This window comes from Gilliamella sp. LMG 34359 (genome assembly GCF_984569085.1).
Map to the genome: position 1 here is coordinate 3,503,473 of NZ_OZ474906.1, position 13,148 is coordinate 3,516,620.

At 33.9% G+C, this 13,148-nt stretch carries 13 protein-coding genes; 6 read left to right on the top strand and 7 right to left on the bottom strand.

What is annotated here, in order from left to right:
* Nucleotides 1-96 precede the first annotated feature (96 nt).
* The 4 genes from ubiD to aspS form a co-directional block, all read right to left on the bottom strand.
* The gene (ubiD, locus tag AC5LXV_RS15960) at nucleotides 97-1,560 is read right to left on the bottom strand and encodes a 4-hydroxy-3-polyprenylbenzoate decarboxylase (protein WP_493467008.1); all 1,464 of its coding nucleotides are present in this window, start codon (nucleotides 1,558-1,560) and stop codon (nucleotides 97-99) included.
* 92 nt (nucleotides 1,561-1,652) lie between these two features.
* Nucleotides 1,653-2,069 carry a hypothetical protein gene (locus AC5LXV_RS15965; RefSeq protein WP_110432539.1) on the bottom strand — a complete coding sequence of 139 codons (417 nt, stop codon included), beginning with the start codon at nucleotides 2,067-2,069 and terminating at the stop codon, nucleotides 1,653-1,655.
* A complete protein-coding gene (gene nudB, locus AC5LXV_RS15970; protein WP_110432538.1) occupies nucleotides 2,066-2,533 on the bottom strand; it encodes a dihydroneopterin triphosphate diphosphatase in 468 nt (155 codons plus the stop codon). The genes AC5LXV_RS15965 and nudB overlap by 4 nt, the downstream gene beginning before the upstream one ends.
* A gap of 10 nt (nucleotides 2,534-2,543) precedes the next feature.
* The gene (gene aspS, locus AC5LXV_RS15975) at nucleotides 2,544-4,301 is read right to left on the bottom strand and encodes an aspartate--tRNA ligase (RefSeq protein WP_493467009.1); all 1,758 of its coding nucleotides are present in this window, start codon (nucleotides 4,299-4,301) and stop codon (nucleotides 2,544-2,546) included.
* A 286-nt stretch (nucleotides 4,302-4,587) separates the two neighbouring features.
* Here aspS and AC5LXV_RS15980 point away from each other — a divergent pair, with 286 nt between their 5' ends.
* From AC5LXV_RS15980 to dusC, 6 genes are all read left to right on the top strand, one after another.
* Nucleotides 4,588-5,133 carry a cysteine hydrolase family protein gene (locus AC5LXV_RS15980; RefSeq protein ID WP_493453038.1) on the top strand — a complete coding sequence of 182 codons (546 nt, stop codon included), beginning with the start codon at nucleotides 4,588-4,590 and terminating at the stop codon, nucleotides 5,131-5,133.
* A 68-nt stretch (nucleotides 5,134-5,201) separates the two neighbouring features.
* A complete protein-coding gene (locus AC5LXV_RS15985) occupies nucleotides 5,202-5,978 on the top strand; it encodes a DUF3100 domain-containing protein (RefSeq protein ID WP_493467010.1) in 777 nt (258 codons plus the stop codon).
* A 10-nt stretch (nucleotides 5,979-5,988) separates the two neighbouring features.
* Nucleotides 5,989-6,438 (top strand): hypothetical protein, encoded by a 450-nt coding sequence (locus AC5LXV_RS15990; protein WP_279085003.1) that lies wholly within the window; start codon nucleotides 5,989-5,991, stop codon nucleotides 6,436-6,438.
* Nucleotides 6,439-6,458: 20 nt separating this feature from the next.
* On the top strand, nucleotides 6,459-7,778 hold the full coding sequence (locus AC5LXV_RS15995) for an amidohydrolase (protein ID WP_493467011.1): 1,320 nt from the start codon (nucleotides 6,459-6,461) through the stop codon (nucleotides 7,776-7,778).
* 76 nt (nucleotides 7,779-7,854) lie between these two features.
* Nucleotides 7,855-8,634, top strand: a complete 780-nt coding sequence (locus tag AC5LXV_RS16000; RefSeq protein WP_493468013.1) for a molybdopterin-synthase adenylyltransferase MoeB — start codon at nucleotides 7,855-7,857, stop codon at nucleotides 8,632-8,634.
* Nucleotides 8,625-9,584 (top strand): tRNA dihydrouridine(16) synthase DusC, encoded by a 960-nt coding sequence (dusC, locus tag AC5LXV_RS16005; RefSeq protein WP_493467012.1) that lies wholly within the window; start codon nucleotides 8,625-8,627, stop codon nucleotides 9,582-9,584. Before AC5LXV_RS16000 ends, dusC begins: the two co-directional genes overlap by 10 nt.
* 11 nt (nucleotides 9,585-9,595) lie before the next feature.
* Here the strand turns inward: dusC and AC5LXV_RS16010 are convergent, their stop codons facing one another.
* From AC5LXV_RS16010 to murJ, 3 genes are read right to left on the bottom strand one after another with little or no spacing between them, the layout of a single operon-like run.
* Nucleotides 9,596-10,540: a hypothetical protein gene (locus AC5LXV_RS16010; protein ID WP_493467013.1), complete on the bottom strand. Its 945-nt coding sequence runs from the start codon at nucleotides 10,538-10,540 to the stop codon at nucleotides 9,596-9,598.
* Between the two features lie 26 nt (nucleotides 10,541-10,566).
* Nucleotides 10,567-11,490, bottom strand: coding sequence for a hypothetical protein (locus AC5LXV_RS16015; protein ID WP_493467014.1), 924 nt, complete (start codon nucleotides 11,488-11,490; stop codon nucleotides 10,567-10,569).
* Between the two features lie 22 nt (nucleotides 11,491-11,512).
* Nucleotides 11,513-13,051, bottom strand: a complete 1,539-nt coding sequence (murJ, locus tag AC5LXV_RS16020; RefSeq protein ID WP_493467015.1) for a murein biosynthesis integral membrane protein MurJ — start codon at nucleotides 13,049-13,051, stop codon at nucleotides 11,513-11,515.
* Nucleotides 13,052-13,148: the final 97 nt, after the last annotated feature.

Genomic DNA, 13,148 nt, shown 5'->3' on the forward strand with positions numbered 1-13,148 from the left:
AAATGAAAATTAATGTTTTTTATACATTGCCAATATATTTAAACCGCTAAGTTAAGCCATGGTAGTAAATAGTAAATCGCCATTTAATTAACTATGTCACAAACCAAGTTGATTCCAAATTTCATCAATATGGGTAACTACTTTTGCATCTTTAGTAATGATTTTACCCCATTCACGATTAGTTTCACCCGGCCATTTGTTAGTCGCATCCAATCCCATTTTAGATCCTAAACCAGAAATTGGTGAAGCAAAATCTAGATAATCAATAGGCGTATTATCAACAAAGCTTGTATCTCGCTGCGGATCCATTCTTGTTGTGATAGCCCATATTATATCTTTCCAATCTCTAGCATTAATATCATCATCACAGACAATAATAAATTTAGTATACATAAATTGTCTTAAATAAGACCAAACACCCATCATTACTCTTTTAGCATGTCCGGGATATTGTTTTTTAATTGTGACGATAGCAATACGATAAGAACATCCCTCTGGTGGTAGATAAAAATCAACAATTTCAGGAAATTGTTTTTGCAATATTGGAATAAACACTTCATTTAATGCTAATCCCATTACTGCTGGTTCATCTGGTGGCCTACCAGTATAAGTAGAATGATAAATTGCATCTTTGCGTCTAGTTAAATGAGTCACCGTGAACACTGCAAATTTTTCAACTTCATTATAGTAACCTGTATGATCACCATAAGGGCCTTCAGCAGCTAGTTCGTTGGGATCGATATAACCTTCGAGAATAATTTCAGCTGTCGCTGGCACTTCTAATTCATTTGATAATGATTTTACAACTTCTGTTCGACTGTTTCGTAACAATCCTGCAAAAGCGTATTCTGATAACGTATCCGGTATCGGCGTAACTGCACTTAATATAGTAGCAGGATCTGCGCCAATTGCGATACTAACTGGAAATTTTTCATTTGGATGTGCTTGTTGCCATTCAGCAAAATCAAGCGCCCCACCGCGATGCGACAACCACCGCATAATTAATTTATTTTTACCTAATAGTTGTAAGCGGTAAACACCAATATTCTGACGATCTTTATATGGCCCCATAGTGATAGTTAAGCCCCAAGTTAATAGTGGAGCAACATCTCCTGGCCAACAATGCATAATAGGTAATTGTCTTAAATCGACCTCATCATCTTTAAAAATTAATTCCTGACAAGGTGCTGAAGACCGACGTTTTACCGGCATATTGAGAACTTGTTTGTATTTAGGCAAAACATTAAAAAATTGTCGAATACCTTTAGGTGGTTCAGGCTCTCGTAAAAAAGCGAGTAATTCGCCAATTTCTCGCAATTCTGTGGTTTCTTCTCGTCCCATAGCCATAGCGACTCGTTTAGCCGTACCGAAAAGATTACACAGCACAGGAATGTCATAACCTATGGGATTTTCAAATAATAATGCTGGCCCTTGTGAACGTAAGACTCTATCAGCTATTTCGGTCATTTCAAGATAAGGGTTAACTGGATAAGTAATACGTTTTAATTCTCCATGCTGTTCAAGATAATCTAAAAATCCACGAAAATCTGAAAAGTTCATTTATTATCACTCTCTATTACTTATTTACCTTTTCTTAAATAAATCTAAAGGTAACTTATAATCCTCTAGACAATTATTCCTACGATACGCAATTAGTCTTCATCAAAATTTTCACTATAAATAGGTGTTTGTTTATTTTGATTACACTCAACAATATTAGGTAATAGATTTTCAAATTGATTTTGATCGATTTCAATAAAATTATCAGTATCTACCTGATAAAAAAGATATTGATGTGTCTGGTCATCAAATTGGAATGAAGATAACCAGTAATTACGATCATCACTATTTTCATTAGCAAATATCTTGATGATGCTACTTTCACGCTTTTCTGGTTGATTATGTAATAGATGATCAATAATTTTTTCGGCTATTTGTGAATCATATTCATCAAAAATGACATATTCACCTTCGTTAGCTTTACATTTTTTGATATCGATGTCTGCATGACTGCTTGACACGAAAAAAAATAGACTAAATAACAAAATAAAATAATGGTTAAGTTTCATTTTAGATTCCTCAAACTAAATTCATCAATTGAATCAATTTTACTTATAGCCTCACAATTATTTGGCGATATAGTAATATTGGCGGCATTTTTTATAGTTAACCATTGATAAGATAGATGTTCACTAAGTACAGGTATTATTTCATCATTTAGAGGTAAATAAAACCAATGTTCTTTATTTATCTTTACTTCTGGTGCATATCGATATCGAAACTGAGGAAAAATTTCAAACTCAATCACATGTTTTGCATCAATTAATTTAAGATTTTTTCCATTAATATCTATACCGGTTTCTTCAAAAACTTCACGAATTGCCGTATCTGTAGGCGATTCGTTATCTTCCATACTACCCGTGACTGATTGCCAAAAATTAGGATCATCCTTACGTTGCAACATAAGAACACGCAAAGTCCGTTTACAATAAATAACAACTAATACTGACTCTGGGTTCTTATATTTTTGCATATAAATACCGTTAATTTTTAGTTACTTCAATGCCAAGTTCCTTTAAAGCGGTTGGATTTGCAGGACTTGGTGCATCGGTTAACAAGCATGTTGCAGCAGTTGTTTTCGGGAAGGCAATAACATCACGAATATTGTCCGTTCCTGTTAATAACATAGTTAATCTATCTAAGCCAAATGCTAAACCTGCATGTGGTGGCGTACCATATTTTAATGCATCAAGCAGGAAGCCAAATTTTTCACGCTGATCATGTTCATTTATGCCTAAAATTGAAAAGACAGCTTGCTGCATTTCGCTACGATGAATACGTACAGAGCCACCACCAACTTCATAACCATTGATTACCATATCATAAGCATTAGCGACTGCATTTTCAGGATTGCTCATCAATTGCTCTGGCGTGAAATCTTTTGGTGAGGTGAACGGATGGTGCATAGCACTTAAACCTTCATCGGTTTCTTCAAACATAGGGAAATCAACGACCCAAAGTACCGCCCATTTGTTTTCATCTGTGAGGCCTAAATCCTTGCCAACTTTCAAACGTAATGCACCTAATGCATCACTAACCACTTTATAGCTATCAGCACCAAATAATAAAATATCACCATCTTTCGCATTAGCACGATTGAGTAATGCTTCCATTTGAGATTCATTAAAGAATTTAGCTATTGTACTTTGCACACCTTCAAGGCCTTTACTACGCTCATTAACTTTAATCCATGCCATACCTTTAGCGCCATAGACTGAAGTTAATTTCGTATAATCATCTAGTTGTTTACGAGTTAGTTGAGCACCGTTTGGCACGCAAAGCAAGGCTACTCGGCCTTTTGGATCATTCGCAGGTTCTGAAAGAACTTTAAAATCGATATCTTTAACTAGATCCGCTACATCAATAATTTCCAGAGGATTACGTAAATCAGGTTTATCACTACCAAAACGTCTCATTGCTTCTGCAAAAGTTAATATTGGGAACTTGCCTAAATCGATATTTTTTACATGTAACCAAAGTTCGCGAATCATTTTCTCCATAATTTCACGCACTTGTTCAGCTCTCATAAAAGAGGTCTCAACATCAATTTGAGTAAATTCAGGTTGGCGATCAGCACGAAGATCTTCATCACGAAAACATTTAACAATTTGATAATAACGATCAAAGCCAGACATCATCAATAACTGTTTAAACAGTTGCGGAGATTGAGGAAGTGCATAAAACTCACCGTTATGAATTCGACTTGGAACAAGATAATCACGCGCACCTTCTGGCGTCGCTTTGGTTAACATTGGTGTTTCAATATCTAAAAAACCATGCTCATTCATAAATGAACGAACAAATGCGGTAATTTGTGCGCGAGTTTTAAAGATAGAGGTCATTTCTGGGCGGCGTAAATCTATATAACGGTATTTTAAACGCTGTTCTTCGCTATTGTTTTGGTTGAAATCCAATGGTAAAACATCACTACGATTAAAAATTACCAGTTCAGTTGCTAGTACTTCAACCTCACCGGTTGCCATATCTTTATTAATTTGGCCCTCAGGTCTAGCTCTCACTTTTCCTTTAATTTGAATACAAAATTCATTACGTAACTCGCCAGCTAATTGATATGCTTGTTGATAATCAGGATCAAAAAAAACTTGCACAATTCCTTCACGATCACGCATATCAATAAAAATCATTTTACCTAAATCTCGGCGTTTATTGACCCATCCACATAGTGTGACTTCTTGATTAATATAACTTGCGTTTAATTGTCCGCAATAAATTGTTCTCATTAAATATATCCTGTGTACAATTACCAAAAATGATAATTATTATAGAGCAATTTATCCGGGTATAAAGACTATGTTTTAAAATAATCACTATTTATTTTATTTATACTCGGTTTATGATAATAACTTTACTTTATAGGTTTATTTATAAATCATTTTAAATTCAATAAGATAATTAAGTGAAATATCTATTTTATAAATAAATTTTAAAAATGATTAATTTAATAACTTGTCATATCAGCTATTTATCAATAAGCTTTAACATTATTTCTTTACTATTTTATTGAATATGAAAGCTTTAATTTCAATTGATTACACCAATGATTTCATTGCTGATGATGGTGCATTAACAACTGGCTCTGTAGGTCAAAAAATTGAATCAGAAATCCTAAATATAACTCAATCATTTATTAAAAATAATCAGTTTATCGTTTTTGCTATTGATGCCCATAACCCTTCAGATAAATACCATCCGGAAAATTCGCTATTTCCCCCTCACAATATTGTTGGAAGTGTTGGCCAACAATTATTTGGTAATTTACATCATCTTTATCAGAAACATCAGAATTCAGATAATATTTATTGGATCAATAAACGCCACTATTCAGCATTTTGTGGTACGGATCTCGATCTACGCTTACGCGAAAGAGATATTACTCAAATCCATTTAATTGGTGTTTGTACGGATATTTGCATTTTACATACAGCCGTAGATGCCTATAACTTAGGTTATAAAATAGTTATTCATCAAAATGCAGTTGCAAGCTTTGATCCTATTGGTCATCAATGGGCTTTAAAACACTTTCAAAATACCTTAGGGGCAACTGTAGTATAAAAAGTATAGTATCAAAAGTGTAGTGTAAGAAATGTAGAGAAAAAAGATAAAAATAAGAAGGAGCAAGAATGGAAGTTTTAAAAGACTATAAATTGCATTTAATTGCCTTTTTGGTAGTAATTATTTGTGAGCTTATCGGCGAACAATTTATATGGATTATTGCCGTTTTTCCCATGTTATATGCAATGATTTTTGGTGGCATCATTAGCTTACCTAAACTAAAAATACTAACCAACAAAAATATGCAAAATGCAAGTCTAGTGATGATGGTTACATTGATTCTACTCGTTGCAAAACTTGGTTTAGCTGTAGGTCCCAAAATTGATATGATTTTAAAAGATGCCAAGCTAGCCTTAATTTTTCAAGAATTAGGCCATTTTGCCGGAACCATTTTACTTGGGCTTCCGTTAGCAATGTTATTAGGTATGAAACGAGAAGCTGTGGGCGCAACTTACTCTGTTGCCCGCGAACCTAATATTGCTATTGTTGCAGATAAATATGGACTTGATTCACCTGAAGGTCGTGGCGTTATGGCTATGTATATTTGCGGTACCCTTTATGGTGCAATTTGGATGAGTATCCTTGCTAGCTTAATAGCACAATTGAACATTCTTCACCCATATGCACTAGCAATGGGAGCTGGCGTGGGTAGTGGAAGCATGATGGCGGCCTCGCTTGCACCGATAAGTGCATTATATCCTGAATTATCAGAAAACATTAATGCTTATGCTACCACCGCGAATTTAATGTCGGGAATGGTGGGCATGTATATTTACACACTATTTTCTTTGCCTTTCGCTTCTTTTATGTATAACACTTTAGACCGTTTTCGACGCAAGAAATAAGGATGTCATAATGAAGATTTTCGAGACGATTTTTGTATTTATTTTAGTCGCCATTATTATGGCAGCTGGTAACACTGTGGGATATAAAATTGATTTGATTTCATCGCTTGAAGCAGTAGCGATGCTAGTTATTATCTCTATTGTAGGGCTGTTAATAAGTAAGTTACCCGGATTTAATAAATTACCGGTAATTTTATGGGTATCTGTGGTTGCCGCTATCATGTCATCACCAATATTCCCATACCATCAAGAAATTGTTGCAATTACTGATCAAGTGACATTACTTGCAGTTTGTACGCCTATACTTGCTTATGCAGGATTAGCTATCGGTAAAGATCTTGCGTTATTTAAAAATATCTCTTGGCGCATTATTCCCGTATCTTTAGCTGTTTTTTCTGGTACATTTATTTTTGCAGCTATAATTGCTCAAGTCACTTTGCATTGGGAAGGCGTTATCTAATTTAGATAGGGATTTAATTTATGACTAAAGAAGAACTAAAGAAAAAAGTTTGTGACGCGATTGCAAACCGAAAAGCAGACATCAAATCGATTGCTGAAGCGATTTGGTCCGAACCAGAGCTCGGTTATAAAGAGCATAAAACCGCTAAAAAAGTAGAAGATGCTTTTGAGAAATTAGGTGTTCCTTTTAAAAATAAATTAGCCTTAACCGGGGTAAAAGGTCGTCTTAAAGGCGGTAAAGGTAGCAAATATAGTATAGCGGTTATTGGTGAGCTAGATGCGATCATCTGTGCTGACCACCCTGCTGCTGATGAAACATCCGGCGCTGCTCACTGCTGTGGACATAATGCGCAAATCGCCAACATGATGGCGGTCACTATGGGACTTATTGACTCAGGAGCCATGCAATTTTTAGCAGGTGATGTGGTACCATTTGCCGTTCCAGCTGAAGAATATGTTGAAATTACTTATCGAAATCGATTAATAGAAGAAGGTAAGATTAAATATATTGGTGGTAAACCAGAGCTGATTGCACGCGGTGATTTTGATGATGTTGATATGGCATTACAAATTCATTTAACCAGTGTACCAAATGAACGCCAAGATGGTTTTATTGAGATTTCAACCACGAGTAATGGCTTTATTGGTAAATTAATTAAATATAAAGGTGAAGCTTCCCATGCAGCGGCGGCTCCTCATGCTGGTGTAAATGCGTTAAATGCCGCCATGATGGGAATGATGGGTGTGCACGCTATTCGTGAAACCTTTCAAGAAAAAGATTATATTCGTTTCCATCCAATTATTACTCAAGGCGGTGATTTAGTAAATGTGGTACCAAGCGATGTAAGAATGGAAAGTTATGTGCGGGCGGGCAATGTTCCTGCCATGATTGATGCTAACGAAAGAATTAATCAAGCACTAAAAGCTGGCGCAATGGCAGTCGGTGCCACTTGTGAAATTAAAGATCTTCCTGGTTATCTACCGCTAAATAACAACCCAACACTCAATGATCTTTTAAAGCAAAATGCTGAAAATTTAATTGGGGAAGAAAACGTTTCAATTGCACCACATATGACAGGCAGTACCGATACCGGGGATCTGTCACATATTATGCCGGTGAGTCATCCTTGGATTGGTTCAGTTAGAGGCGTATTACATGGCAAAGATTATACTGTATTTGATGAAGAGATGGCTTATATCCGCCCTGCTCAAATGATGGCTTGCACCATTATTGATTTACTTTATGATGATGCAAAATCGGCAGAAACGCTAATGGCAAATTACCAACCACTTATGACAAAAGAAGAATATTTAAAATTCCTATCGGGTTTTGACAAATAAAGTAAAAAACTAGGCACAATCTTGTGCCTAGTTTTTGTTATACTATGCACTTCATTATCAACTGTTATTACTTCATATGTTAACGCTTTCCGACCAAGAATTATTTCGTTATGACAGGCAAATCACTTTGCAAGGTTTCGATATCGACAAGCAGCAAGTTTTAAAAAATAGTACAGCCTTAATTATCGGGTTAGGCGGGTTAGGCTGTGCCGCTGCCGCCTATTTGGCAGCATCAGGCATCGGTAAACTGACATTGAATGATTTTGACACCATATCAGAGTCGAATTTAAATAGACAAATTTTATATACGCAACAATCAATAAAGCAATATAAGGTTGAAGTCGCAAAACAAGCATTGGGTAATATTAATGCCAATTTGATTATTGAAGCTATTAACCAGAAACTGAGTGATAATGAACTAATTTCCTTAATTAAACAACATGATATCGTTATTGATTGCACCGATAATTTAACCAGCCGTGAACAAATTAATCGCTGTTGTTTTATCGAAAAGAAACCATTAGTTTCTGGAGCGGCAATCCGCATGGAAGGCTTACTCTCTGTATTCAATTATCAGGATAATCAACCATGCTATCAATGCTTAAGTCAATTATTTGGGAAAAACCAACTTACTTGTATTGAAGCCGGGGTAATGGCACCATTAGTTGGCATGTTCGGTTCAATGCAAGCTCTAGAGGCAATCAAAGTACTTACCCATTATGGCAAACCTTTAATTGGTCGAGTACTAATGGTTGATAGCATGACGATGGAATTTAACCAATTCACATTTGCTAAACAAGCTAATTGTATTGTTTGTGGAAATCAACAGACTAAACAGGAGCTAAAATGCAATTAAATCGCATTATTTTAGCTCCAATGGAAGGGGTTCTTGATTATCATGTCCGGCAAATATTAACTGAAATCAATCAATTTGATTATTGTGTCACTGAGTTTGTAAGAGTAACCCAGCATAAATTATCCAACCGTACTTTTTATCGGCTATGTCCTGAACTGTATAATGACGGCAAAACCTTATCAGGCACGCCTGTCCGTATTCAGTTATTAGGACAATCGCCTGAATGGATGGCAGAAAATGCCATTAAAGCGCTTGAACTTGGTTCTTATGGCATAGATATCAATTTTGGTTGTCCAGCTAAAACCGTTGTTGGCAGCCATGGTGGTGCTTATCTATTACAATATCCCGATCAAATATTTAATATTGTGACTCAAGTTAGGACAGCAATTGGTACTATGCCAACTTTATCGGTTAAAATTCGATTAGGCTGGGATAATAAATCCCACTGTTACCAAATAGCCGAAGCAATTGAACAAGCTGGAGCTAATGAAATTGTTATTCACGGCCGTACTAAAGCAGATGGATATAAAGCCGAGAAAATTGATTGGCCAACCATTGGTAAAATTAAACAAAAATTAACCATTCCGGTTATTGCTAACGGTGAAATATTTTCTATTGCAGATGCTCAAAATTGCTTAACGCAAAGCCAAACAAATGACATTATGCTTGGTCGAGGAATACTTAATATTCCTAATTTAGCCAATACAATTCGCTTTAATCATTCACCATTAAATTGGCAAGAAGTAATGCAATTACTGCTACGCTACGCAATGACACCTATCGAAGATGCTAAACCTCTTTACCATTCAGCTAGAATAAAACAGTGGTTGGCTTATTTAAGGCAAAATTACCCTCAAGCATCAATAGTATTACCGGAAATCAGACAACTAAAATCACAAAATGAAATCTGTAATTTTTTGAAAACCAAATTAGATAATAAATCTAACTAATTTTGACTCTTTCAAAATGCCGCCTTACCAAAATAATATTTAGTTATTTTATTAAGAGTTAGACAAATCAATGAAATAAGCAATATCACTAAAAGTAATTTATTAATATTGTCAAAAATAGATATAAATGAGTCAAAATAGTATTTTGATGGATTATTATCAATGATAATAAAGGCAATTAAAGCAATGGATAAAATTAAAACATTTGATATTAATACACTTTTAAAAAGTTTTACATATTGAATTTTATCAAAGAAAACATGAAAAGATTGTTTGCTAAACACCAGACCAAACAATATCGCAACCAGATAAATAACCATTAAATGGTTATAAATAGCTGTTAAATGATTATAAATGGAACCACTAAATACATTTATTGAAAAGGCTCGTTTCATAAAAATAAAACACTTAATCAATATAAAGCAACTAAACATAGAAAAAAGAATAAAATGAATTTTTGGGGAGTTTTTTTTAGTTAAAATAAATTCATTTTGACTTTTAATAAAATAACCTTTACAAAAAACAATCAAATAATATAAAAGTAACACATTAAGTAAATAATGAATAATAGCCAATGCTATAGGGAATATTGGTAACAAAGAAAATACTGTTTTTAAATAAACAGTTGTATTAATTTTAATGAGATAGGTAACTATAGAATAAACCGACATTATAATGATCAACAAAGTAATATTAACTTTATTAACAATATAAACATGGGCAGAATGAAAGAATAGAGTTAAAAGGCCAAAAATCAATAAGGTATCGGTAAAATAGTGTTCAAAAAAAAGCCTTAATAAAAATGAAAAAGGCACATCAAAAAATACATACCAAGTAAAATTTCCTAGGAAAAATTCATCTGCGTGCAAATATAAAAAAAATACGTTAAATAGTATGCTTAACATAAAATAGATTAAACAACCTATCAACGGTAGCTTAAAAAAACTCTTTTCCATATGTATATTGCATCCCATTTCATTAATTATTTTTTATTATCAAATTTTAAAAAATAATATTTAGTCACTTTATTGAAAATTAAATAAGTTAATAAAAGAAAAAATACGACTAAAAAAAACAGTTTAACATAATCTAAGATTAACGAGGAATAATCAAAATAAAAACTTCTAGACTCTCCTCTAAGAAGTAAACAAATTAAAACATTAAGTAACAACAAGACACTAGATACGAATACACTTTTAAACAACCTTGCGTATTGAATTTCATCAAAAGAAATCATGAAATTTTTTTTACTAACACGCATACAAAATAGTATAAAAAGGATAAAAGTAAATTTTAAATCACGATTAACAGATCCATGGCCCAAAACCATAATTAAATTTTCAATTATTTCAAATCCACTATACAAAATTGGACAAATAAATGCTAAAAAAAGTATCGCATGAATTAAACTACTATTTTCGGACGTTAAACAAAAAGCTTGCCGATTTTTTAAAAAATATTTTTTCGATAATTCAACCAAATAATATAAAAGTAAAGAATAAAAAATATAATGAAGAAAAATGAATGCAGAATAACATAATACACTCTGTGATGAAGAAGATAACTCATCAATATAAGTGTCAATAGAACGCCATATACAAAAAGTGATGCCTGAATACACTAATATTAATAGCAATAATAAAAGGACATTATGTTTGTTAACAAGATAAATATTATTAAAATGAAGAAATAATGTTAATAAACCAAAAAGCCATAACGCTTCGAAAAATTGATATAAAAAAAACGAATCTAATAAGCTAACGGAGTTAAGATAATGCCAAAATAATTCTTGTGAAAAACCTATATCTGGTTGACAAGAGCGGTACAATATAATCAGTAAAAGACTCAGAAACAAATAAATTGTACTACCTATCATCGACAATTTAAAAAAAGACATTTTCTCCATCTTACTTCCTTGTTATCTATATTTATTCAATTCGTTTAATAAAATGTTTTATTTTAAAACCCATTAAAGCCAGCGATCCAAAATAGATGCCAATACCAATTATAACCAACAAAAATAGCCGGCTAATTCTAGTTAACATTGAGCCAGTAGACCAATCTGGTAATAACTCTGCCCCAAACCACAATACTGCCGACATCAATAAAACTGCAGTAATGAGCTTGATTAAAAATCGATACCAACCTGGCTGTGGTTGATAGAGTTTCTTTTTACGAAGTTGCCAAAATAACAGCCCAGCATTAAAACACGCTGCCAGCCCAATTGATAATGAAAGACCTGCATGTTGTAAAGGACCAATAAAAGCCAGATTCATCAATTGTGTTAAAATAAGGGTTATTAATGCAATTTTCACCGGTGTTTTAATATCTTGTCGGGAATAAAATGCTGGAGCTAATACTTTAATTAAAATAAGTCCAAGTAAACCAATTGAGTAAGCGACTAAAGCACGTTGAGTCATCAAAGTATCATTCAAAGTAAATTGTCCATACTCAAAAAGAGTTGATATTAATGGCTTTGAAATAACACCCAATGCTACGGTACTTGGCAAAGCTAATAAAAAACAGAGACGAAGCCCCCAATCTAATAGCTCTGAATATTGTTTTTGGTCACCTTTGGCAAAACTTTTGGCTAACGATGGTAATAAAATAGTTCCCAATGCAACACCTAATACCCCGGCTGGGAATTCCATTAGTCTATCGGCATAATACATCCATGAAACAGAACCTGAAATTAGGAATGAAGCAAAAATCGTATTTATAATCAGTGATATTTGTCCAACTGACACCCCTAAAATAGCCGGCCCCATCTGTTTTAACACTCGCCAAACACCACTATCTTTAAAACTTATCCGAGGCAAAACTAACATGCCAATCTTTTTCAAATAAGGTAATTGATAAAGTAGCTGTATAACACCGCCCACAACGACTGAAACCGCTAACGCAAGTACAGGCGGATTAAAATAAGGGGTTAAAAATAAAGTAAAAGCAATCATGCTAATATTTAGAAATGTTGGCACAAATGCTGGTACTGAAAAACGATTCCAGGTATTAAGAATGGCTCCCACTAATGAGGCAAGTGAGATAAAAAAGATATAAGGAAACGTAATTCGCAACATAACCGTTGCAAGTTCAAATTTATCGCTTGATTCTTGCATAAAACCTGGCGCAGTTATCATTATGATAAATGGCGCTGTCACAATACCAATTAACGTAACAATAGCTAATACCAACGTTAATAAACCTGCAATATAGGCCACAAAAGTACGTGATGCCTCAATGCCCTGCTGATTTTTATATTCAGCCAGAATGGGGACAAAAGCTTGAGAGAATGCACCTTCAGCAAAAATACGACGAAGTAAATTAGGCAACTTAAAGGCAACAAAAAAGGCATCCGTTGCCATTCCCGCACCAAAAAAGCGGGCAATAATAGCATCACGAACAAATCCTAAAACGCGTGAAACCATTGTCATCGAGCTAACTGTAGCTAAAGATTTTAAAAGATTCATATACGATCTATGTACCTATTACATAGCCAAAAACGATTAATTCCACATAGTCTACAAACTATTGTTCTAAATCACCACGATTTTTTAATAAACAGTT

Bases quoted from the DNA above. Each gene is read 5' to 3' on its own strand.
- ubiD (WP_493467008.1), bottom strand. From the start codon at position 1,560: ATGAACTTTTCAGATTTTCGTGGATTTTTAGATTATCTTGAACAGCAT.
- AC5LXV_RS15965 (WP_110432539.1), bottom strand. From the start codon at position 2,069: ATGAAACTTAACCATTATTTTATTTTGTTATTTAGTCTATTTTTTTTC.
- nudB (WP_110432538.1), bottom strand. From the start codon at position 2,533: ATGCAAAAATATAAGAACCCAGAGTCAGTATTAGTTGTTATTTATTGT.
- aspS (WP_493467009.1), bottom strand. From the start codon at position 4,301: ATGAGAACAATTTATTGCGGACAATTAAACGCAAGTTATATTAATCAA.
- AC5LXV_RS15980 (WP_493453038.1), top strand. From the start codon at position 4,588: ATGAAAGCTTTAATTTCAATTGATTACACCAATGATTTCATTGCTGAT.
- AC5LXV_RS15985 (WP_493467010.1), top strand. From the start codon at position 5,202: ATGGAAGTTTTAAAAGACTATAAATTGCATTTAATTGCCTTTTTGGTA.
- AC5LXV_RS15990 (WP_279085003.1), top strand. From the start codon at position 5,989: ATGAAGATTTTCGAGACGATTTTTGTATTTATTTTAGTCGCCATTATT.
- AC5LXV_RS15995 (WP_493467011.1), top strand. From the start codon at position 6,459: ATGACTAAAGAAGAACTAAAGAAAAAAGTTTGTGACGCGATTGCAAAC.
- AC5LXV_RS16000 (WP_493468013.1), top strand. From the start codon at position 7,855: ATGTTAACGCTTTCCGACCAAGAATTATTTCGTTATGACAGGCAAATC.
- dusC (WP_493467012.1), top strand. From the start codon at position 8,625: ATGCAATTAAATCGCATTATTTTAGCTCCAATGGAAGGGGTTCTTGAT.
- AC5LXV_RS16010 (WP_493467013.1), bottom strand. From the start codon at position 10,540: ATGGAAAAGAGTTTTTTTAAGCTACCGTTGATAGGTTGTTTAATCTAT.
- AC5LXV_RS16015 (WP_493467014.1), bottom strand. From the start codon at position 11,490: ATGGAGAAAATGTCTTTTTTTAAATTGTCGATGATAGGTAGTACAATT.
- murJ (WP_493467015.1), bottom strand. From the start codon at position 13,051: ATGAATCTTTTAAAATCTTTAGCTACAGTTAGCTCGATGACAATGGTT.